We start from the raw sequence: 24,004 nt of genomic DNA on the forward strand, positions 1-24,004 counted from the left end.
CCAAAGGAATGAAAATCTCTGTTCCCTATTCCCTATTCCCTATAGTCAGATTAGCTTAATGCACTATATTCGTGTTTTAGACATATGAAGTTGTTCTTTGGTCGCCGCTCATCTCCTGTTGTCGAGCCTACTCAGGAAAAAACTTCAGGTTTGGGAACATTCGGTGGGGTCTATACTCCGTCGATTCTCACCATCCTGGGGGTTATTATGTACCTGCGCTTTGGTTGGGTACTTGGTAATGTTGGTTTAGTGGGTACCCTAATCATTGTTACCCTCTCCACCAGTATTACCTTTTTGACGGCTCTGTCTATTTCTGCGATCGCAACTGACCGCATTGTTAGGGCTGGTGGTGCCTATTACATGATTAGCCGTTCCCTAGGAATTGAAACTGGCGGTGCCGTAGGAATTCCCCTTTACTTTGCCCAAGCTCTCTCAGTCGCCTTATACACTATTGGTTTTGCCGAGAGCGTAGTTCAGACCTTTCCCCACCTCAACCAGCTTTATGTAGCGCTAATTACTACTATTTTAGTGGCAATACTGGCTTGGACTTCCGCTAGCCTCGCCATCCGCATTCAATACTTTATTATGGCTGCGATAGTGCTATCCCTGATTGCTCTATTCGTCGGTAACCATGATTACCCTTATGATCTAGCTAATGTTGAGCTGTGGGTGACCTCCAAAGAATCCTTCTGGGGTGTCTTTGCTGTCTTCTTCCCTGCCGTGACCGGTATCATGGCTGGGGTGAATATGTCTGGTGATCTACGCAACCCGATCCGCGCCATTCCCATCGGTACTCTGGCAGCAGTAGGCACAGGATATGCCGTTTATATGATCGTACCAATTATTCTATCGATGCGGATAGGGGGAGATGCCCTAATTGCCAATCCTCTGATTATGAGGCAGATGGCATTTTGGGGTCCGTCAATCCTACTCGGGGTATGGGGTGCTACTCTCAGCAGTGCCTTAGGGAGTATTCTGGGTGCTCCCCGGATTTTACAGGCACTAGCTAGAGATGGGGTATTACCCCGTTGGATGCGATTCCTAGGTACGGGTAGTGGACGAGATGATGAACCACGGATTGGTACCGCTGTAACGTTGGGAATAGCTACTGCTGCAGTTTGCCTTGGTCAATTAGATATCATTGCACCAGTGCTAAGTATGTTCTTTCTGACCACCTATCTGGTGTTGAATGTAGCAGCTGCCATTGAGGGCTTTTTGCAAAGTCCTTCGTTCCGACCCTCCTTTAAAGTTAACTGGTTCCTGTCACTGTTAGGGGCATTGGGTTGCCTGATCGTGATGTTTTTGATCAATGCCTTTGCCACAGTGGCAGCAGCTGTTATTGTCTTGGGGGTTTACCTTTGGCTACAGCAGCGGGAACTGCGCACGGCTTGGGGAGATGTACGCCGGGGCATTTGGATGGCACTGTTGCGCACTGGTATTTTTCAGATTAGTCATCATCCTGATCCGAAAAACTGGCGACCCCACATCTTGGTGCTGTCGGGAGCTCCCACTAAACGATGGTCTTTGATAGAGTTAGCCGATGCTCTGACCCATAATCGCGGTTTAGTGACCGTTTCGAGTATTTTACCCAGTAGTTCCCATAGTGTTGCTAAGCAGGCACAGTTAGAACAAACCATCAGTGAGTATCTCGAACGGCGCAGTGTACAAGCTCTAGTGCGCTTGGTAACAGCACCGGATCTCTTTACCGGAGCCCGGCAACTGGTGGAAACTTACGGTATAGGACCACTAGTTCCCAATACAGTTTTACTCGGGGATAACGAAACCCTTAACCGTCGCCAGCCTTACTGTCGCTTGATTACTCACATACACCAGGCAAAGCGTAATGTAGTGATTCTGCGGGAAAATCGGGAGCAGGGTTTCGGTAGTCGTCAACGGATTGATGTTTGGTGGGGCGGTAAGCAAGCCAATGGTAGCCTGATGTTGCTCCTCGCTTATCTATTGCGCAGCGACCTGAAGTGGCAAAATGCTGAGATTTACCTCAAGTTGGTGCTTCCTAATGAAATAGCAGCTCAAGCAGCACGGGCAAACCTAAGTAATTGGGTGAAACAGTTGCGGATTGGGGTTATTTGTCAGGTGCTGGTTTCCCAAGGGCGTTCTTTTAATACTATTCTTCATGAGTCATCGACTGATGCTGACTTAATCTTTATGGGTATGGCTACACCAGACGATAAGTTTACTCAATATTACGAAAGTTTACAGCTAAAAACTGCTGGTCTTCCTACCATTGTCTTTGTACTGGCTGCCCCTGGGTTTGCTTTCCATGAAGTTCTCAGTGAAGATTTGTAGTATACCAACAGCAATTAAAAATTTTTAATTGCCAATTGACTATTAGGATCAAGTCCGGTTAATCATTTATGAAATAGTCTCGGGATTTTTGGTAATGGGTAATGGATAATAGGTAATCGTCAACTACCAATTATCCATTACCTATTACCCAATCCAGTTCAGTAATTGGCAATGGTTAATTTTTGGGTGGCAGTTTAACAATACTTAGCCAGAAGTTTTCAATTGACTTCAATACTTTGACAAACTGCTCTAATTCAAAGGGCTTAGTGACGTAGGCATTGGCGTTTAGCTTGTAGCTTGTAATGATGTCCTGCTCAGAATCTGAGGACGTGAGAATAATCACTGGAATCAGACTCAATTTTGGATCAGATTTAATCTGTGCTAACACTTCACGACCATCCATCACTGGTAGATTCAAATCCAGCAAAATTACGTCGGGACGGGGTGCCTTAGTATAAGGGGACTCTCGACGTAGAAATGCCATAGCTTCCTTACCATTGCTAAACGTCTGCAGATTGTTGCGAATATTGCTATTTTTTAAAGTAGCTTTGGTCAGATCTAAGTCCCCAGGATTGTCTTCGACTAACAAGATTTCAATCCGCTGAATAGCATTTCTATAGTTCATAGTTAATAATTTTTTTAGTTTGAGATGAAAAAAATTAAATTTTATGGAGTTTATACTTGGTTTGTTTTTGACTACATACAATTTTTTATTAATTCGGGCGTTGTGAGGTATAATCGGTAATAGTTATATTCCTCGCAATTATCGATGCAGCAGGGTCTTGGGGGTTTACTCCATGAGCGAGTGCATCAAGACACCGATTAATTATTACCAAAATTAACAAGTATTTTATAGGGTTTATTTTTTGAAATTAGATATAATTATTCTTTAGTATCAGGATGTAATCCTCAATTTAAGACTCAATTAATAAGTAAGTCAATAACCAAAACTTAGTTGATTATTAAAAAGCTAAAAATGCTCTCCATTTAAAGGACAGGAAAGTCGATGGTAAATGAGAAATGGTGATGGTTATAAATTTGTTAAAATTCCCCGTTACTTATTACCCACCACCTATATTTTTTATAGGTAAGGATCAGGGTTTAAGCAATTAGCAGTTAAGCAGATAGTTGTCATCCTCCCCTCCGGATTTTGGGCAAGTCTTAAAACTCTCTAGCGATGCAGCGCCGCCAAAGGGGGTTTCCCCCGGAGACGAAACCTTAGATAGTGGAGCCTTTATAGTTAGCAGGTTATGCAGAAAAGGGTTAAATATTTTTTAATAAGGCTCCACTATCTTACGGTAACTTCAAACCACTCGCTATTGCATCAAGACAATGACTTTGGGTAATAATCTATCCATCAGTACCTATAAATGTATAAAAATTATGATGAAATTATAGAGAGTATTTTTACGGATTTTTTTTTACTGTGCCAGAAACGTCTAAGATACTATTTAACCTCGAAGCCCCTTTTCAAGCAACAGGGGACCAACCCCAAGCGATTTCCCAACTCACCACTTACCTCAAGGCTGGCAACCGTATCCAAACTCTACTGGGTGCTACGGGAACAGGTAAGACTTTCTCCGTGGCATCGGTAATTGAAAAAGTCGGCAAACCTACCCTAGTACTTGCCCACAACAAAACCTTGGCGGCCCAGTTATGTAACGAATTACGGGGGTTTTTTCCCCATAACGCGGTGGAGTATTTCATTTCCTACTATGATTACTACCAGCCGGAAGCTTATATCCCGGTCACTGACACGTACATCGAGAAAACCGCGTCAATTAATGATGAAATTGATATGCTGAGGCACTCAGCTACGCGATCGCTTTTTGAACGGCGGGATGTAATAGTGGTGGCTTCCATTAGCTGTATCTATGGCTTGGGTATCCCCTCAGAATATTTAAAAGCCTCGATTCCTCTGCGGGTGAATACCGAAGTTGACCAACGCCAACTCTTACGGGATTTAGTCTCAGTACAGTATTCCCGGAATGATTTAGAATTGGGACGCGGACGGTTCCGGGTCAAGGGGGATGTATTAGAAATTGGCCCGGCTTATGAAGACCGAATTATTCGGGTAGAATTCTTCGGAGATGAAATTGATGCTATTCACTACGTTGACCCAGTTACCGGTGGGATTTTCCAAAGTGTAGAGGGCGTAAATATTTACCCTGCTCGTCACTTTGTTACTCCGGATGAACGGTTGGAAGAAGCTTGTAATGCTATAAAAGCAGAACTTGAGGAACGTTTGGCTCAATTGGAGCAAGCTGGGAACTTGTTAGAAGCCCAACGGTTGGAACAGCGTACCCGCTATGATTTGGAAATGTTGCTCGAAATTGGTTACTGCAATGGTGTGGAAAACTATTCTCGTCACTTGGCTGGACGCCAGCTTGGGGAACCACCAGAGTGTTTGATTGATTATTTTCCCGAAGATTGGCTTTTGGTAGTGGATGAATCCCATGTTACGGTGCCGCAAATTCGGGGAATGTACAATGGCGATCGCGCTCGAAAGCAAGTGTTGATTGACCATGGCTTTCGCTTACCCAGTGCAGCAGATAATCGACCCCTGAAGGCAGAGGAATTCTGGGCAAAGGTGAATCAGTGTATTTTTGTCTCTGCTACTCCTGGGGATTGGGAGATGGAAGAATCTCAAGGGCGAGTCGTGGAACAGATCATTCGTCCTACCGGAGTGCTTGACCCAGAAATCTTTGTCCGTCCTACAGTAGGTCAAGTCGATGATTTGTTGGCTGAGATTAAGCAGCGGGTGGATTTTCAGGAAAGGGTGCTGGTAACAACATTAACCAAGCGCATGGCTGAGGATTTGACAGAGTATCTGCAAGAACGGGATATTCGGATCAGCTACTTACACTCGGATATTAACTCTATTGAACGGATTGAAATCTTGCAGGCGTTGCGCCAGGGTGAATTTGATGTCTTGGTTGGGGTTAACTTGTTGCGAGAAGGGTTGGATTTGCCGGAAGTCTCTCTGGTAGCAATTTTGGATGCAGATAAGGAAGGGTTCCTTAGGGCAGAGCGATCGCTTATTCAAACTATAGGCAGAGCAGCACGTCATGTCCGAGGGCAAGCCATTATGTATGCGGATACCCTTACAAAAAGCATGAGAAAAGCGATTGATGAGACTAATCGCCGTCGTAAGATTCAAAGTGAATATAACATCCAAAATAATATTATACCACAGCCGATTCGTAAAACCGCAAATAATCCGATTTTGACATTTTTGGATGTCTCCCGACGCTTGAATTCCCAACAGTTTGAATCGGTGTTTAAACAGGTGGATGATGTACCTTTGGAGAAGATTCCGGAGTTGATTAATCAGTTAGAAGAACAGATGAAGGAAGCAGCGAAGACGTTGGAATTTGAAACGGCAGCCAAGTTACGCGATCGCATTAAGCAGCTGCGGGATAAACTGCTAGGTAATCGAAGTTAACTAAGATTTTTTAAACTAAGAAAAGGTGTCCGCATTTCTAGCACTGGTAAACGGTTCCAGATTTTAGATTTTATCGTCTGGAATCTCATTGATGAGGAAAATAACTATTGTGGTCAAGGGGCTACGTTTTCCCAGTGGATACCGCTTAATTGACGATGTCGCCCACTTAAATTGTCGATTTTTGAGTAAGCCGATTCAATCTATAAATTATATCAATTAGATAGATCAATTAGACATCTGATGGAAATTAGGTTTCAGATTAAGCTTGACTAGAGTTCGGTGAATCTTTTTCCCAGATGTCTATTATATCAAATGGTTTTACCTTTGCTACCGATAGCAGCAGAATAGCTTTGGAGCCTCAGGGGCAGGCAGAGAAATCATTTGTAGCATTCATAGTGCTAATTCATAGTGCTAATTCATAGTGCTAATTCATAGTGCTAATTCAGATAAGATGCCTCACAGGTTACTTCCCCTTCTTGCAGTATCTTTCCCCACTTCCCGTTTCTTCCCGATCTCCATAAATCATCCCCCTACAAGTACAAAGCCGTTATTTGGGTCGGACTAGTCGGGAACTCTATATGTAACTGGTATATCTAACTGGCATCACAGAAGTCCATGTTGTTCAATGAGTCTAACCCTAAATGATTACAGCTCCAGGCTATTCCATCACTGACTCAATCGACTCTGGCACTAGAACCCTACTGGGCATTGCTTATTGCTGCCATGATTTAGCCAAGTCTTACCTAAAGACCTTCCTGATCTTGATCACTCATCAAACCGAAAGCCATATTGGGAATGAAAACTATGATAAACGCCAGGCTTGTCGGCAACACTAGATTCCCCAAACCAATGGTTTGGACAGTGATTTCTATCTGCATTTTACCCTATCTTCTGCATCAATTAGGAGTTGATTTTAGTACCCATCAAGAACTGTTTGACCTCTCAGCAGCCTCTGAATGGGAACCCCATGAACTTAATGATGCTATTTACTCCGTCCTTTCCGGAAGTTTTGTATACACACTTCTGGAGTGGAGTGCTGTCTGTACAGCGTTTTTTACGGTTTGCTTAGCCTTCGCGAAATACAGCATCACCAAAGACCCAATCGTTCCTATCATGGGCGTATCACTTTTTTTTGCTGGTGTGATGGATGCCTTTCATACTCTGGCTGTTGACCGCTTAATTGATGTTGTCGCCGATAATCAGAATTTAATTCCATTTACCTGGGCACTCTGTCGGCTTTTCAATGCACTAATCCTGATTGTAGGAACTAGCCTTTGCTCAAGGAGAAGCTGGGTAGAAAAAAACCAAACCAGGAGCTTGGGTTTTGTCATTATTGTCAGCTTGGGGTTTGGGTTGATTGCCTATGGCATAATTCACATCTGTGCAACCAGCGAGATTCTGCCGGAAACAACATTTCCCAACTCCATTATCACCCGACCATGGGATATCTTGCCATTGCTTCTGTTTATTGCTGCTGGCATTTTTATTTACCCAAGCTTTCACCAACGGTATCCCAGTCTGTTATCTTACTCCTTAATTGTGAGTACTATTCCGGATACAGTAGTCCAACTCCACATGGCTTTTGGTTCACAAGCACTGTTTGACAGTCATTTCCAGATCGCCCATTTCCTCAAAATTATTGCCTACCTTATCCCCCTAGTAGGATTAATACTAGATTATCAGCGTACCTATTCTAGACTAGAACAGGTCAATAAACGTTTGATAGTAGAAATTGACAAACAACAACAATCAGAGGTTAATCTGCAAAAAATAATCAAAGAATTATCAGATTATAAGTATGCTTTAGAACAAGTATCAATCCTAGCTATTACTGATAAAAAAGGGGTAATTACTGATGTCAATAATCGCTTTTGTCAGCTCTCTCAATATTCTAGGGAAGAACTGATTGGAAAAACCCATATACTGATCAATTCCAATTATCACCCCAAGGAATTCTTCCGAAACCTCTGGTCAATTATTGTCAATGGTCAAGTTTGGCGGGGAGAAATTAAGAATCAAGCCAAAGATGGCACCTATTACTGGGTCGATACTACCATCGTACCTTTCTTGGATGATAGGAACAAACCTTATCAGTATTTGGCGATCAGAACCGATATTAGCGGACGCAAACAAGCTGAGGAAGACCTAAAACAGGCAAAAGAAGCAGCCATTCGCGCTGCGGCCCAAAGCGCAGTGGCCAACCGTGCCAAAAGCGAATTTCTCGCCAATATAAGCCATGAACTGCGCACCCCTCTCAATGGCATCCTCGGTTACACCCAAATCCTGAAACGCTGCAAAAGCTTAACTCCTGAGTCTCTCAAGGGGATTGACATTATCCATCAATGTGGTAGTCATCTGCTCACCCTGATTAATGACATTTTAGACCTGTCCAAAATTGAAGCTGGTAAAATGGAACTCTACCGGACATATTTTCATTTTCCGTCTTTTCTTCAGAACCTGATTGACATTTGCAAAATCCGAGTTCAAAATAAGGACATTTTATTTAATTACCAACCCCTTTCTGCACTTCCAAACGGCATCCATGCTGATGAAAAACGCCTGCGACAAGTGCTGATAAACTTACTGGGTAATGGGATTAAGTTTACTGACACAGGAGAAGTTAAGTTTACAGTAAGTGTCCTTAAACCCACGGAGAATGAGAATGGACACATCACCCATAACCAAGAACTGTTAACAACAATTCGATTTCAAATTGAAGACACCGGTATTGGCATGAGTCCGGAACAAATCGAACGAATATTTTTGCCTTTTGAGCAGGTGGGGAATCCCTTAAATAAAGCACAAGGGACGGGATTGGGATTAGCCATTACTCAGAAACTGGTTCAGATGATGGGGTCTAAGTTAGAAGTAAGCAGCCAGTTGGGCATTGGCACTGTATTTTGGTTCGATTTGCACTTAAAAGAAACCACAGCTGTATCCAAACCCATGACTCCTAACACAGGGATTATTGGCTTCAAAGGTCAGCCACCCACAATTCTGGTGGTGGATGATAAACAGGAAAATCGCTGGGTGATTGTGAATCTGCTAGCTCCCCTGGGATTTGAACTGATGGAGGCTAGCAATGGTCAAGAGGCTTTAGAGGAAGCCACAGCATTTCCACCAGACCTGATTATCACTGACTTGTTGATGCCACAGATGGATGGCTTTGAGATGATCCGACAGTTGCGACAATCCCCCCAATTGCACTCAAAAGTAGTGATTGCGTCTTCGGCTAGTGTATTTGACACCGACAAGGAAAAGAGTAGTGACGCTGGAGCCGATAATTTTCTGCCTAAACCAGTAGAGGCAGAAAAGCTACTAGAGATGTTACAAGTGCATCTGAAACTGGAATGGATTTATCAAGCAAAGCAGAAAGGAGGAAGTAGGAAAAAGAAAAACATCTCATCTCAAATTATAGAGATGGTGCCTCCTCCAGTCGAGAAACTTTCCCAACTTTACGATCTGGCTAGGGCAGGCTTAATCAATGACCTTTTAAAAGAAATCGATAACCTAGAAAAATCCGAGCCAAACACTAGTGATTTTGCCCAACACATCCGTGAATTAGCTCAAAATTTTCAGTTAACAAAAATACGCTCTTTCCTTAAGGACTATATTCATTGAATTCAGAAGATGTCTGTTTACTTTAAAAATCAGTTATTTGTCGCCTATTTTTAATATTTATAACTGACTAATTACAACCATTAAACTTTCTAATATCAGGGACTAAACCAAGGTAATTTAATGAACAATTCCAAACTAATTAATCCTATAATAACGTTCAAAAACCCAGTCCATTCTCTGCCCCTAGCACTGACTATTTTTACAGGGGTTATGTTTTCCCTACTAACGTTCATGGGAACTTGGAATTTGGAAAATAAAAACATCGAAAAAGAGTTTGAACAAGATGCAAGCGATATTGTTTCCTTGCTCCAAAGAAGCCTTGAAAAAAATCTACACCAACTGGAATCGATTGTTGGGGTTTATGCTGCCTCCACAAAAGTTACTCGTCAGGAATTTCGGACTTTTGTAAATCCTTACTTGTCAAATCATTCAGATATCCAAGCCCTACAGTGGATTCCTTGGGTAACCCATGACCAACGAGCCGCTTACGAACAAGCTGCCAAACAAGAGGGTTTTCTTAACTTTAAAATTACAGAACAGAATCCTCAGGGAAAGCTGATTAAGGCTAAACCCAGAGCAGATTATTTTCCTGTCTATTTTGTTGAGCCATACCACGATAATGAGACAGTGTTGGGATTTGACCTAGCCTCGAATTCTCTCAGTTTGGAAGCTTTGCAATTATCACGAGATAGTGGCAAAGCGATCGCCACCGCACCCATGACATTAATGCGTCAAAACCCCCAGCACAAACTAGGATTCCTAATTTTATGGCCAATTTATCGACAGAATACACCTACTAATTCAATTATATCCCGTCGCCAAAATCTGGAAGGTTTTGCCTCAAGTGCTTTTTTGATTGAAGATGTCGTAAACAAGGCTTTAAAGTATCGACAACCCAGGGGGATTGAGGTTTACCTGTTTCACGAATCTACCCCAACCGAGAAGCGATTGCTCTATACCTATTCATCTAGTAGACCCAAAGCATCAAAGGACTTGAATAAGAAAGACTTTGCTAGTCTTAGAAATGGGTTACACCATACTGTAATTCTTGATGTCTCAGGACAGAAATGGTTGATTTTGTCTAAGCCCAATTCTGAATATATCGCGAGTCGAAGAAGCTGGTATCCCTGGACTGTTTCCTTAGGGGGACTATTACTGACCATATTGCTGGCTATCTATATTAGCGATCGCATTTCAGCAGTAGCAGCACTGGTGGAGAGTGAAAGACAGCTAGAACAACGAGTTGAGCAACGGACAGTGGAACTCCAGAAAGCCAAAGAAGCCGCAGTTCAGGCAGCAGTGGAAAGTGAAGCTGCTAACCGTGCTAAAAGTACATTTTTTGCCAACATCAGCCACGAAGTCCGTACTCCCCTCAACGGTATTTTGGGTTACGCTCAAATCCTGAAAAAATCAACTAGTCTCACTGCTAACGACAAGAAAGGTATTGATATTATCGAGCAGTGCGGCTCTGATCTGCTCAGCCTGATCAATGAAATTTTAGACCTCTGTACAATTGAAGCTAATAAATTAGAACTCCATTCCCAAACCGTTGATTTTGGTACCTTCTTGAAGGACATCGTAGAAATTTGTCAGGTGAAAGCAGAACAAAAGGGTATTTCCTATAGTTACCAAGCGACTTCTCGACTACCTACAGCAATTACTGTTGACGAAAAACGCTTGAAACAAGTGCTGATAAACTTACTCGACAATGGCATTAAATTTACTGAAATAGGAGGAGTAGCCTTTACGGTTAGTGTGCTGGAATCAAGGAAAAATGCCAAAAATAAAACAACAAATAAACTCGAAGAAATTACCACTATTCGCTTTGAAGTTGCAGATACCGGCATTGGGATGAATAGTGAGCAATTATCTAAACTATTTTTGCCTTTTGAAAAGCCCAAAAATCCCTCTGCTTATGTGGAAGGTACTGGACTCGGTTTAGCAATTACTAAGAAACTTCTCCAGATCATGGGTGGCGAGATTAATGTCGATAGTCAGCCAGGCAAAGGTAGTATTTTTACTATAGATTTAGACGTACAAACTTATCCAGAATCCCATGAAATAAAATTCCAAAAAAATGAGTCAAAAATCGTTGATTTTAAAGAAAAAGAAAATCATACTTATAAAAACAGATCACTTCAACCAACAGAAATTATTAGTCCTCCAAAAGAAAAACTAGTCTACCTTTACGATCTCGCTATGTCAGGCTTAATCAATGACCTTTTAGAGGAACTCAATGAACTAGAAAAAAATGATGATATATTTATACCATTTTCCCAAACTATTCGTCAATTATCCGAAAAATTTCAAATCAAAAAAATTCGAGAATTCATCAAACAATACCTGTAACGTAATGAGATAAACCTTGTGGATAACACTAGAAAAGCCAAAGGAAGAAAGCAAGCGCAATTGATAAGATACTGAAACGGTTACTTGGGTGGGACTGGCTGGGAATTCTATAATAGAACTATTGTATTTACCACGTTATTTACAACTGTATTTACAACCCCTGTATGTACAACTCCACTATTATTAAATAACTCGCACTAGTTTTGCAATAGTACTAAAAAACAATGCCTGCATCTCCCTTGAGGAGGATATGGAGAAATAATATGACTAAGTTAAAAACAGACCCAACCACCGAATCTTCATTGTCAAATATGGTTTTAAGCAACTCATCCCAACCTTTGATAGGTCCCCTTGCCTGGTTCAGAAAGCAGCTAAATCGCCTTAGTATCAGTCAAAAGATTGCCTATGGGTATGGTATTGCCCTTGGGATTGCTGTCCTGGGAACAACCGTTGGACTCTTTATTGGCAATGACTACCAAAACTATGCCAAGAACTTAAGAGAAGATGCCTTAGAAGAAAGTGAGTTTCTCATAGACTTGCAACGTTACCTGCTGGAAGTACAAATACACCATCAATACTTCGCTGTTTTGTTGCAGCAACCAGACCTTTTTCAGGAAGAGTATTCTCGTTTTCAAAAGCATGCCAGATTAGCCCAGAAAAACTGGTTGGCATTAAAAGAATCTTACCAAAATCCAGATGTGGATGAGCTAGAAGAGGAAGTTGAACTTTTCAATAACCTTATCAAAAATTATGACAGCATAATACAAGTATATACCCAACGGATAGAGGCACTATTGCAGGAAATTGATCCCTCGAATTTGAAGCCAGAAGACATCGAGGCAGCCCAAAAAAAGTTTTTAGACTTAAGCAAGAGTTCTTTAGGGCTAAACGTCAGGAGTTTCGTCTATGATCTTGAGGAATTAATAGAGGAGGTTGAGGAGGAAAGACCACATGCCAAAGCTGTGCTAGAGGCTTCTGAAAGGCTTCGGACTCGAATCATTTTGATTAGCATGATTGCATCAGTTTCAACCGCAGCCCTATTAGCCTTCTATACAAGTAAAACACTGTTAGCAGCTCAAGACTTAGAAATCCAACGTCAACAACTCCTCAGCCAAGAATTACAAGTAGCTAAAGAAACCGCTGAAATTGCCAACCGTGCTAAAAGTGAGTTCCTGGCCAATATGAGTCATGAACTGCGCACTCCCCTCAATGGTATCCTCGGTTATACCCAAATCCTCCAAGGCTCTAAAATCATGAGCCCTGAAGAACTCAAGGGCATCCGTGTCATCCACCAATGTGGCAACCACCTACTGACCCTGATTAACGATATTTTAGACATTTCTAAAATCGAGGCCAAGAAAATGGAACTGTACCCAAAGAATTTTCATTTTCCCTCCTTTCTAGAAAATCTAGTTGATATCTGCCGTATCCGGGCTGATCACAAGGAAATTTCCTTTAGTTACCAACCCCAGACTCAACTGCCCAATCACATTCATGGTGATGAAAAACGGCTGCGACAAATACTAATTAACTTACTGGGTAATGCCATTAAGTTTACTGACACGGGACTTGTGACCTTGAAGGTAAATGTTCTGGAGTCAAAGCCCTTAACAAAGGGGGAAGACACAAAGCCAAACCACCATCGACTAATCAGAACAATTCGGTTTGAAATTGAAGACACCGGTATTGGTATGAGTCCGGAACACATCGAACGCATAGTGTTACCCTTCGAGCAGGTGGGGAATGCTTTAAGTCGAGCCGAAGGCACCGGATTGGGATTAGCCATTACTCAGAAACTACTTGAGATGATGAGGTCTACTTTGGAAGTGCAAAGCCAGCTCGGTGTGGGCAGTGTATTTTGGTTCGATTTGGAGTTGCCAGAAGCCACAGAAGTAACTGATGTGATTGTTCCTGATCAGACAATTATTGGTTTCCTTGGCCAAGGCCGCAAAATTCTGGTGGTGGATGATAAACAAGAAAATTGCTGGGTACTGGTGAATCTGCTAGCTCCCCTGGGCTTTGAACTAAAAGAAGCTAGCAATGGTAAAGAAGGTTTGGAGAAAGCTAAACAGTTCCAACCGGATCTGATTATTACGGACTTGTTGATGCCACAGATGGATGGTTTTGAGATGATCCGACAGTTGCGAGAATCCTCCCAATTCTCATCAGTGCCACTGATCGCTTGTTCAGCCAGTGTGTTTGATGATCACCAGCATCACAGTATTGAGGCGGGAGCGGATGATTTTCTGCCCAAGCCAGTAGAGTCAAAAAAGCTATTAGAGAAGTTACGGAAATATCTGAAACTAGAATGGGTTTATGAAGAACAAGAAGATAAAGATACAAAAGATAAAGATAAAAACCTAACCACCAAGGCAGCATCCTCCCTCAAAACTGACAACTTGATAGTGCCGCCCTCAAAAGAAGCACTAGACCAGCTGTACGATCTGGCTAAAACTGGCTTAATTAGCGAGATTTTAAAACAAGTGGAAATCCTGGAAAAATCTGATGATAAGTTAATCCCATTTAGCCAACATCTCCGTCAATTAGCCGAAGACTTTAAACTCAAGAAAATCCGACAGTTTATTCAGCAATATCGGGATAATTAACTATTATAGCAAAGGGAGCAGGGAGTCGGGAGTATAGGTAATCAAATTAAATGTAGCTTATAAGTATAAGAAACGCTATATCACAATTAACTATTAATAACTAATCCATAAGACTATTTTTGATTAGTAAATGTTTACGCTTCACATACCAATGAAATAAACTAGAGATTAACCTAAAACTGTTATTTGGGTAAGATTAGCTGGGAACTCTATAATATGGCTATTGTAGAATCCCACAACTGTAAACTATTCACAATAGTATTGTTTTAGTAATAAAAGATAATTAATGCATCTCTCTTTAGGAGGATATTCTACGACTAAATTAAAAACGGACTTAACCACGGAATCGTGATTCTCAAAGACGGTTTAAACCAACTCATCCCAACCGTTAACAGGCTCCCTTGTCTGGTTGGTGAAAGGGTCGTTTTGCACCTTTATGCCATTGACTCTGGCACTAGAACCTAAGTTGCTCAAGGCATATCTAAGGGTGACCAAAAACCCGTGATTATCAAGGATAAAATTAATAGTTTATTGGAGATGTCTAATGAAGTTAAATACCTGGTTTACCCTCGCTCTAGGGACGAGCCTAGCCATGTTGGTAAGCTGCACTCCCAACACCACCAACAAAGCCACCAATGTCGAACAAGCCCAGCAGGAAATTAAGATTACTGGGGCAGGGAGTCCCTATCCAGCCATGAAGGTATTAGCTGCTGCCTATGAAGCCAAGACAGAAAACACAGTCATTACCTTTTTGCCAAAAAGTCAATCCCCTGGTGGAATCGCTGGCGCTAAAGACAAATTAGTTGATCTTGGTACTGTTACCAGGACCTTGAAACCAGAGGAGGATGATGGCTCTTTAGTATATCGGGAAATCGCTAAAGATGGTTTAGTAGTAGCAACTAACCCTAGTGTCGTAGGAGTGACCAATTTGCAAACGGAACAACTCAAGGCCATCTACAGCGGAAAGGTGACCAATTGGCAAAAGCTAGGGGGACCAGACGCAACAATTATCGTGCTGGATCGACATGAGGATGAGTCAGCCAAGAAACTATTGCGGAAATATTACCTTGGGTCAGACCTCAAGAATGCTCCAGAAGCAGTGATTTTGCGCCACGAAGCGGATTTAATTGCAGCGGTTCAGAGTACACCCTACAGCATCGGTGCTTTCTCCCTGGCCTATGCGATCGCTAATCAGCTACCTGTGAACCGCCTCAGCCTCGATGGCGTGGAACCCACCCCCGAAAACATTCAGTCAGGTAAGTATACAATGGCGCGTCGCCTTGGCATCGTCTACCCCCAGACCCCCTCAGATAATGCCCAAACCTTTATTGACTTCGCCTTTAGCAAAGAAGGAGGCAACCATCTGCTCGAATCAGGGTTTATACCATCTAGCCAGGAACAGGAGTAGTAGTGATATGTTCCGACAGATGTACTCGAAACTTTCCCTCAGAGCAAAAATACTATGGCCGATGCTCTCTGTATTCCTGGGAATGTCTATAGTAGGAACCTTTGGTTTGGGCTATTTTTTCACTAAGCGTATAGAACTGCAACTGAAAAATAAGATCCAGAACTTCTCATCCGTACAATTGCATGCCTTTGAACAGGAAAAAGAAACTCTATTTTTGAAAGCAAGGTGGATAGCAGAGATACAGGATGTTTCCACATTGGTTGCCACAGGGAACCGGGAAAAGCTGTTTCAGTATTTACTGCCGATACAGTTATCTTATCAGCTCGATCTCCTTAAACTCGTAGACAAGAACGGGTCTGTATTGCTGGAACTGCGGCAGGCGGACCTTAACCAAGTTCAGCTACTCGACGAGAGAGTCAAGCAAGCGGCAAGCATTGGCATGGATTTGTTCGATTTCGTGCCAGCGGAAGACAATGCAGCATCGCTTCTAGTCGGTCTAACCTCGGTCAAGTCTGCCCAGGAAATCTTAGGGGGAATAATCGTTGGCATTACCATTAGCGATGAATGGCTTGAACAATTACGCCCCCATAGGCACCATCACCTGGTTACCTTCTACGATTCTCAGGTTACTGCTTCTACCTTAACCGATGCTAAAAACACTCCTTGGGAGCCACCGCCAGTCCAATCCCTACCAGTGCGGGTCACTATTGCCGAGAAGAACTACATTGCCAAAAGTGTAAAGATCACCGGGATCAATGGCAAGGCGGGCAAACTGGTTTTACTTTACTCCGCCGCACCTCTTGAGCAGGTGCAGGGACAGTTGTGGTTCAGTATCAGTGCTTTGTTCTTGCTGGGGTCCGCAATTACCACCCTAGTTGCCAACAGGGTCACGTTGTTGATTATCCGTAACATTAAACAAGTAACAGAGGTAGCCCAGCGCGTCACTAAAGATGATGATTTTACTCTACAAGCCCCGATCATATCCCAAGATGAAATAGGAGTCTTAGGCACTTCTCTGAATCATCTGATTAAACAAGTAAAGCATCTTTTGGCATCCAAAGAAGCAGAAGTCGAACGTCAACAGCTCCTCAGCCAAGAATTACAAGTAGCTAAAGAAACCGCTGAAATTGCCAACCGTGCTAAAAGTGAGTTCCTGGCCAATATGAGTCATGAACTGCGCACTCCCCTCAATGGTATCCTCGGTTATACCCAAATCCTCCAAGGCTCTAAAATCATGAGCCCTGAAGAACTCAAGGGCATCCGTGTCATCCACCAATGTGGCAACCACCTACTGACCCTGATTAACGATATTTTAGACATTTCTAAAATCGAGGCCAAGAAAATGGAACTGTACCCAAAGAATTTTCATTTTCCCTCCTTTCTAGAAAATCTAGTTGATATCTGCCGTATCCGGGCTGATCACAAGGAAATTTCCTTTAGTTACCAACCCCAGACTCAACTGCCCAATCACATTCATGGTGATGAAAAACGGCTGCGACAAATACTAATTAACTTACTGGGTAATGCCATTAAGTTTACTGACACGGGACTTGTGACCTTGAAGGTAAATGTTCTGGAGTCAAAGCCCTTAACAAAGGGGGAAGACACAAAGCCAAACCACCATCGACTAATCAGAACAATTCGGTTTGAAATTGAAGACACCGGTATTGGTATGAGTCCGGAACACATCGAACGCATAGTGTTACCCTTCGAGCAGGTGGGGAATGCTTTAAGTCGAGCCGAAGGCACCGGATTGGGATTAGCCATTACTCAGAAACTACTTGAGATGATGAGGTCTACTTTGGAAGTGCAAAGCCAGCTCGGTGTGGGCAGTGTATTTTGGTTCGATTTGGAGTTGCCAGAAGCCACAGAAGTAACTGATGCGATCGCTCCTGACAAGACAATCATTGGTTTGTCAGGCCAAGGCCGCAAAATTCTGGTGGTGGATGATAAACCAGAAAATCGCTGGGTACTGGTGAATCTGCTCGCTCCCCTTGGCTTTGAAATGGAAGAAGCGAGCAATGGTGAACAGGGTTTAGAGAAAGCCACAGACTTCCAACCGGATCTAATTATTACTGACTTGTTGATGCCACAGATGGATGGTTTTGAGATGATTCGGCGGTTGCGAGAATCCTCCCAATTCTCATCAGCGACAGTGATCGCTTGTTCAGCCAGTGTGTTTGATGATCACCAGAACCAAAGTAGTGAGGCTGGAGCAGATGATTTTTTGCCGAAGCCAGTAGAGTCAAAAAAGCTATTAGAGAAGTTACAGGTACATCTGAAACTAGAATGGGTTTATGAAGAACAAGAAGATAAAGATAAAAACGTAACGACCAAAGCACCATCCCCCCTCAAAACTAAACACTCGATAGTGCCGCCCTCAAAAGAAGCACTAGACCACCTGTACGATCTGGCTAAGACTGGCTTAATTAGCGACATTTTAAAACAAGTGGAAATACTGGAAAAATCTGATGATAAATTAATCCCATTCAGTCAACATCTCCGTCAATTAGCCGAAGACTTTAAACTCAAGAAAATTCGACAGTTTATTCAGAAATATCGGGAGACATAATTATTATAACAAAGGGGAAAAATACTGTGGAAATAATTAGGCTATAAACAGGTATAAAAGAAATAAATTAATTGTTAAAATTGTTAATTAAATAAACCAATAAAGCCAGAAATAAAACTCTATATTTTCTATAGCAATTTGTGTAAAAAATTTGATAAATTTTGTTACCTATTCCCTAGTCCCTGCTCCCTAGTCCCTGCTCCCTAGTCCCTGCTTCCTGTTCCCTTTGCTATAGGATTGATTGATAACTAATCCTACAGGTGTATAGTTGTGTAAGAAGTAGTTAATAGTATTTTTTTTAAAAAACTACAGTTTTTTTAAAATTAAAGGGAACACTTAAAGGGGAACAGTGAACAGACTACTTTTTAAAAAGTAGAAAAATAATTAATTAGTTAATCTGAGCAATGAAAACTCTCAAAAAAATTAGCCCTATAGCGGAAATAAACTACTTTCTAGCTATTTTTATCCCTTTAACGATAGGGATAGGAAGTTTTCTAGTGCTCATGCATCGCACCGAGGTTAAGGTTGACACAACAGAAGTCAACCTTAATGAAATCCGTAATGTTGAGATGGCAGCTCAACGAGCAGCTAGTGATTTCCATGTCATTGAATCAGATTTGAGATTCCTAGCCAATCAAAATGAGTTACGGGCAATGTTAGATAGCACCAGTGATGCTCCCCAAGAAACTGAAAGGTGGCACATGGCCCTTATTAAAGAATATCTGATCCTGGTTCGAGAGAAAGGGCTTTATGACCAAATTCGCTTTCTGGATACAACTGGTAAAGAAATTGTTAGAGTCAACTTTAACCAGGGTCAGCCTGTTATTGTGCCTGAGGAACAACTGCAAGTCAAGGCAAATCGTTACTGGTTTCAAAAAACCTTAGCTTTGCCAAAGGGAGAAATGTTTGTCTCTCCTCTAGACCTGAATGTCGAAAATGGAAAAATTGAACACCCCCTGAAGCCAGTGATTCGCGTTGGTAGTCCTGTTTTTGACAGTTCTGGTAAGAAACGGGGCATCGTCATGATTAACTATTTTCCTAAACATTTCATCAATAGTTTGGAACCCGAAAATAACACGTCATTAGGGGAAATGATGCTGTTGAATGGTGAGGGATTTTGGTTGAAGGGAACCAAGCCAGAGGATGAATGGGGATTCATGTATCCTAAGCGCACAGACCGTACCTTTGCCAAAGCCTTTCCAAAAGCATGGCAACGGATTGATAAGGCTGATCACGGGCAGTTTGAAACTGCCAACGGTAAGTTTACCTTTACCACTGTTCATCCTTTCTACGAGATGCAAACAGGTAAAACTGCTGTACAAAAGGGTTTTTCTGATCCCACTAGGATCGATGCTAACTCCGATACCTGGAAAATTGTCACCTACATTTCCCCTAAACTCATAAAAGAACGCTCTCGTGATTCCTGGAAGCCCCTAGGGCTGCTTTATGGTAGTTTAGTGGTGCTAATTGGTATTGGTTCTGGCATACTAGCACGGGCTAAGATAGAGCATCAGCAAGCAGAAGAGGAACTGGGACTGAGTCAGGAACGCTTGCAGCTAGCCTTAGAAGGATCCGGTGATGGACTCTGGGACTGGAACATCACGACTGGAGAGGTTTATTACAGTCCCCGGTGGTTAGAAATGCTGGGCTATGATGTGGATGACCTACCAGGATACCTCAGCAGTTGGGAAAAGCTGATACATCCAGAGGATAAACCCTTGGTAAAGTCGTTGCTGAATGCTTGTCTAAAGAACAGTTCGGTTCTCTTGGGCTGTGACCATAGAGTAAGAACCAAATCCGGTCAATGGAAATGGATTGCCATTTACGGTAAAGTCGTCGCTCATGATCTCAACGGCAACCCGAAACGAATGGCAGGAACCCATAAAGATATTAGCGATCGCAAACAGGCCGAGGAGGAACTGCGGCTGAGCAGAGAACGCTTTCGCACGCTCTATGAAAATACACCAGTTATGCTGCATTCCATTGATAGCAATGGTAAATTGCTCAGTGTCAGTAACTACTGGCAAAAGAAGCTAGGCTACGATCGTAATGAAGTTATTGGAAGACCATCCACTGATTTTTTAACAGAAGAATCACGCCAGTACGCCCAACAGGTGGTTCTGCCTCAATATTTTCAGACAGGAATTAGTTTGGATGTTCCCTATCAGGTGATCTCCAAGAATGGAAAAATCATTGACGTGCTTCTTTCTACTATTGCTGAACAAGATGAGTTAGGTCAGGTGGTTCGGTCTCTAGCGGTTATGGTTGATGTCACTGCTCGCAACCAAGCGGAAGCCGCACTGCAAGATGCTAAAGAGGCTGCGGAAGTCGCCAATTGTGCCAAAAGCGAATTCCTGGCTAACATGAGCCACGAACTAAGAACCCCCCTTAATGGTATCCTCGGCTACACCCAAATCCTCAAAAAGTCCAAAACCATGGCTCCTGAGGAACTCAAAGGCGTCCACATCATTCATCAGTGTGGTTCACACCTGTTAACCCTGATTAACGACATTCTAGATCTATCCAAAATTGAAGCCAGGAAAATGGAACTCGTTCCTGTAAATTTTCATTTTTCCTCCTTTCTGGAAAACCTGGTTGACATCTGCCGTATCCGCGCTCATCAGAAGGACATTGTATTTACTTACCAACCCCAGAATCAACTCCCCAATGGCATCTATGGGGATGAGAAACGCCTACGACAAGTACTGATGAATCTCCTAAGTAATGCCATCAAGTTTACTGACTCTGGGGAAGTAACCTTGAAAGTGAGTGTCCTTGAATCTACGCAAAAGGATATCCCCCCATCACCCTCCTTCACAAGGGAGCTTAACAAAGAAAAAAGGACAAAAATCCGGTTTCAAGTAGAAGATACTGGGATTGGTATAACCCCAGAGCAATTACAAAAGATTTTTTTGCCCTTTGAGCAAGTGGGAAATCCCTGTCGCAAAGCAGAAGGGACAGGATTGGGATTAGCCATTACTCAGAAACTCCTGTGTATGATGAACTCTACTTTAGAAGTAAGGAGCCAGCCGGAGATTGGCAGTGTGTTTTGGTTTGATTTGGAGTTGCCAGAAGCCACAGAAAGCTTACATGCCCCCATGGCTTCTCAAACAGGGATCATTGGCTTCAAAGGCAAGGGGCGGAAAATCCTGGTGGTGGATGATAAATGGGAAAATCGCATGGTTTTCGTTAATCTGCTTGCCCCCCTTGGGTTTGAACTGGTGGAGGCAAGCAACGGTCAAGAGGGTTTGGAGAAAGCTCAGTGTCAGCCTGACCTAATTATTACCGACTTGCTCATGCCAGGGATGAATGGTTGGGAATTGATCCGACAGGTGCGAGAATCTCCCCAATTACAGTCAGTAGTGGTGATTGCTTGCTCAGCCAGCGTATTTGATACTCACCAACACAAGAGTATTGAGTCTGGGGCGGACGAGTTTCTGCCCAAGCCAGTAGATTCAGAAAAACTATTCGAGATATTACGGATGCGTCTGAGACTGGAATGGGTGTATGAAGGAAAAGAACAAGGAGAAAAGATGATGGCTGAAAACATATCATGTCAAACTACAGAGATTATCCCTCCCCCAGCTGAAAAACTTGCTCAGCTCTATGATTTGGCCAGAACAGGCTTAATCAGCGAAATTTTAGAACAAGTGGATAATCTGGAAAAATCCGATAAAAAATTTGCGATTTTTGTCCAACATATCCACCAATTCGCTCAAGGCTTTCAGGTTAAAAAAATCCAAGATTTCATCAAACAATACCTGGAACGTAATTAGTTAAGAGGTAAGGATATGCGCTACAGATGGTGCTACTTGAGGTGCCGTCAGTTAACGCCATAAGCCCATGCTACCCTTACCAGGAATCAGCCAATAGCCTACTTTTCGGCTAAGCAAACAGTCATTGATAATGAGAGCAACGTTTTAGGAGGTAATGGAATTAACAGTAATAAAATCTTAGTTTTACGGCTTAACTATTACGACTTAATGCTGATAGCTTTATGGTTAGGTATATTAGGAGTTATTAGAACCGTTTAGCAACGATTTATTAATTATTGACTTGGTTTAACCACTCTAGAAAAAGGTGTAACAATGATCAATGGCCAGGATCAACAACTAATATTAATTGTAGATGATATAGCCACCAATTTAGAAGTACTATCCACGACATTGATCAGTGCTGGTTTCAAAGTTGCAGTTGCCACTGATGGCGAAAGCGCGATTGAACAGGTTGACTATAAACCGCCGGATCTGATTGTGTTAGATGTGATGATGCCAGGAATTGATGGATTTGAAACGTGCCATCGGCTGAAGGAAAATCCGTTAACCCGTGAAATTCCTGTGATTTTTATGACAGCCCTGAGTGAGACCGTGAACAAGGTCAAGGGTTTTTCTCTCGGAGCAGTGGACTATCTGACCAAACCGATTCAGTCAGAGGAAGTATTAGCCAGAGTTAGAACCCATTTGCAACTGCAAAGTCAGGCAAAGGCCCTCAAGGAGCAAAATGCCCTTCTTAAAGAGGAAATTGAACAGCGAAGGTCAGCAGAAGCAAGGTGGCAAAACACACTAGAACAGCTCGAAGCTGCCCAAAGCCAGATCATCGCCCAAGAAAAACTCGCTGCTCTTGGACAACTAGTTGCAGGAATCGCTCACGAAATCAATACTCCCCTGGGAGCAATTCGCTCCTGTGTGGGCAATCTGTCTAACTTCTTCAACGACCACCTCCACCAATTACCCTCATTTTTTCAAGGACTCTCACCAGAACGTCAGTCGGATTTGTTGGTCTTACTCCAATACTCCAGCCGACAGACTACTCCTCTATCTACCCGAGAGCAACGTCAACTCAAACGAAGGTTGAGAAGCCAACTGGAATCCTACGCTATTGAGAAAGCAGTGAAGCTAGCCAATTTATTGGCGGGAATTGGGGTTTATGAGGACTTTGAAGAGTTTTTGCCTCTCCTGAAAGACCCAGACAACGAAACGATTTTAACCACTGCCTATCAGTTAGCTAACCTCTATACGAGTACTCGCAACATTACCACTGCCGTGGAACGAGCCACAAAAGTGGTGTTTGCCTTGAAAACTTATGCTCGTTATGACTCTAGTGGGGAAAAGATAGATGCACAGATTACTGAAGGCATTGACACGGTCTTGACTCTTTATCATAACCAACTCAAACATGGCGTAGACGTCTACAGAAACTATGACGATTCTTTGCCAGTTATCCGGTGCTATGCTGATGAACTCAATCAAGTCTGGACGAATCTGATTCACAATGCTCTCCAAGCTATGGAGAACAAGGGGACTTTAACCATTAATGTGAGGCAGCAAGATGACCAAATCAAGGTCAGCATTACTGACACTGGCAAGGGGATTCCTCCTGAAATTCAGCCGAAAATCTTTCAGCCGTTCTTTACCACAAAACCCGCTGGAGAAGGCAGTGGTTTGGGATTAGATATTGTTAGGAAAATTGTAGAGAAACATCACGGACATATGGAGGTGGAGTCCGTACCTGGTGAAACTACCTTTACAGTTTCCTTACCGATTCAGCAGCCACAGCCGATGGCTGAGGAGGTAGATTGAGATAATCAACCTGAAACTGTTATTTGGACAGGATTGCTGGGGAACTTTATAAGTGTAACTAGTTAAGCACCTACACAGAATTAATTTCCTACTGCCAATCTCTGTAACCCTTACCCT

General features: G+C 42.6%; 11 protein-coding genes and 1 pseudogene. 11 read left to right on the plus strand and 1 reads right to left on the minus strand.

The window, feature by feature from the left end; all coding sequences use genetic code 11:
- Positions 1 to 84: 84 nt before the first annotated feature.
- The gene (locus tag AC4II3_RS08025; protein ID WP_488010601.1) at positions 85 to 2,307 is read left to right on the plus strand and encodes an APC family permease; all 2,223 of its coding nucleotides are present in this window, start codon (positions 85 to 87) and stop codon (positions 2,305 to 2,307) included.
- A gap of 175 nt (positions 2,308 to 2,482) precedes the next feature.
- On the opposite strand, the gene AC4II3_RS08030 is transcribed toward AC4II3_RS08025, so the two are convergent.
- Positions 2,483 to 2,932 carry a response regulator gene (locus AC4II3_RS08030; protein ID WP_488010599.1) on the minus strand — a complete coding sequence of 150 codons (450 nt, stop codon included), beginning with the start codon at positions 2,930 to 2,932 and terminating at the stop codon, positions 2,483 to 2,485.
- Positions 2,933 to 3,733: 801 nt separating this feature from the next.
- Here AC4II3_RS08030 and uvrB point away from each other — a divergent pair.
- The 10 genes and pseudogenes from uvrB (at position 3,734) to AC4II3_RS08080 (ending at position 23,887) form a co-directional block, all read left to right on the plus strand.
- Positions 3,734 to 5,752, plus strand: a complete 2,019-nt coding sequence (uvrB, locus tag AC4II3_RS08035; RefSeq protein WP_488010531.1) for an excinuclease ABC subunit UvrB — start codon at positions 3,734 to 3,736, stop codon at positions 5,750 to 5,752.
- An 18-nt stretch (positions 5,753 to 5,770) separates the two neighbouring features.
- Positions 5,771 to 5,905 (plus strand): annotated as a pseudogene (locus AC4II3_RS08040) (MEKHLA domain-containing protein); the annotation flags it as partial.
- Between the two features lie 488 nt (positions 5,906 to 6,393).
- Complete coding sequence (locus tag AC4II3_RS08045) at positions 6,394 to 6,588, plus strand: hypothetical protein (protein ID WP_488010529.1); 195 nt, start codon at positions 6,394 to 6,396, stop codon at positions 6,586 to 6,588.
- Complete coding sequence (locus AC4II3_RS08050; RefSeq protein ID WP_488010527.1) at positions 6,557 to 9,373, plus strand: ATP-binding protein; 2,817 nt, start codon at positions 6,557 to 6,559, stop codon at positions 9,371 to 9,373. Before AC4II3_RS08045 ends, AC4II3_RS08050 begins: the two co-directional genes overlap by 32 nt.
- Positions 9,374 to 9,493: 120 nt before the next feature.
- The gene (locus tag AC4II3_RS08055) at positions 9,494 to 11,722 is read left to right on the plus strand and encodes a sensor histidine kinase (protein WP_488010525.1); all 2,229 of its coding nucleotides are present in this window, start codon (positions 9,494 to 9,496) and stop codon (positions 11,720 to 11,722) included.
- Between the two features lie 263 nt (positions 11,723 to 11,985).
- Positions 11,986 to 14,328, plus strand: a complete 2,343-nt coding sequence (locus tag AC4II3_RS08060) for a hybrid sensor histidine kinase/response regulator (protein WP_488029145.1) — start codon at positions 11,986 to 11,988, stop codon at positions 14,326 to 14,328.
- 544 nt (positions 14,329 to 14,872) lie between these two features.
- Positions 14,873 to 15,736, plus strand: coding sequence for a substrate-binding domain-containing protein (locus AC4II3_RS08065; protein ID WP_488029146.1), 864 nt, complete (start codon positions 14,873 to 14,875; stop codon positions 15,734 to 15,736).
- A 7-nt stretch (positions 15,737 to 15,743) separates the two neighbouring features.
- Positions 15,744 to 18,308, plus strand: a complete 2,565-nt coding sequence (locus tag AC4II3_RS08070; protein ID WP_488029147.1) for a response regulator — start codon at positions 15,744 to 15,746, stop codon at positions 18,306 to 18,308.
- A gap of 404 nt (positions 18,309 to 18,712) precedes the next feature.
- Entirely contained in the window at positions 18,713 to 22,084 is a 3,372-nt protein-coding gene (locus AC4II3_RS08075) for a PAS domain S-box protein (RefSeq protein ID WP_488010517.1), read from the plus strand.
- Between the two features lie 312 nt (positions 22,085 to 22,396).
- Positions 22,397 to 23,887, plus strand: coding sequence for a hybrid sensor histidine kinase/response regulator (locus AC4II3_RS08080; protein WP_488010516.1), 1,491 nt, complete (start codon positions 22,397 to 22,399; stop codon positions 23,885 to 23,887).
- Positions 23,888 to 24,004: the final 117 nt, after the last annotated feature.

The sequence above is a fragment of the Moorena sp. genome (genome assembly GCF_982860115.1).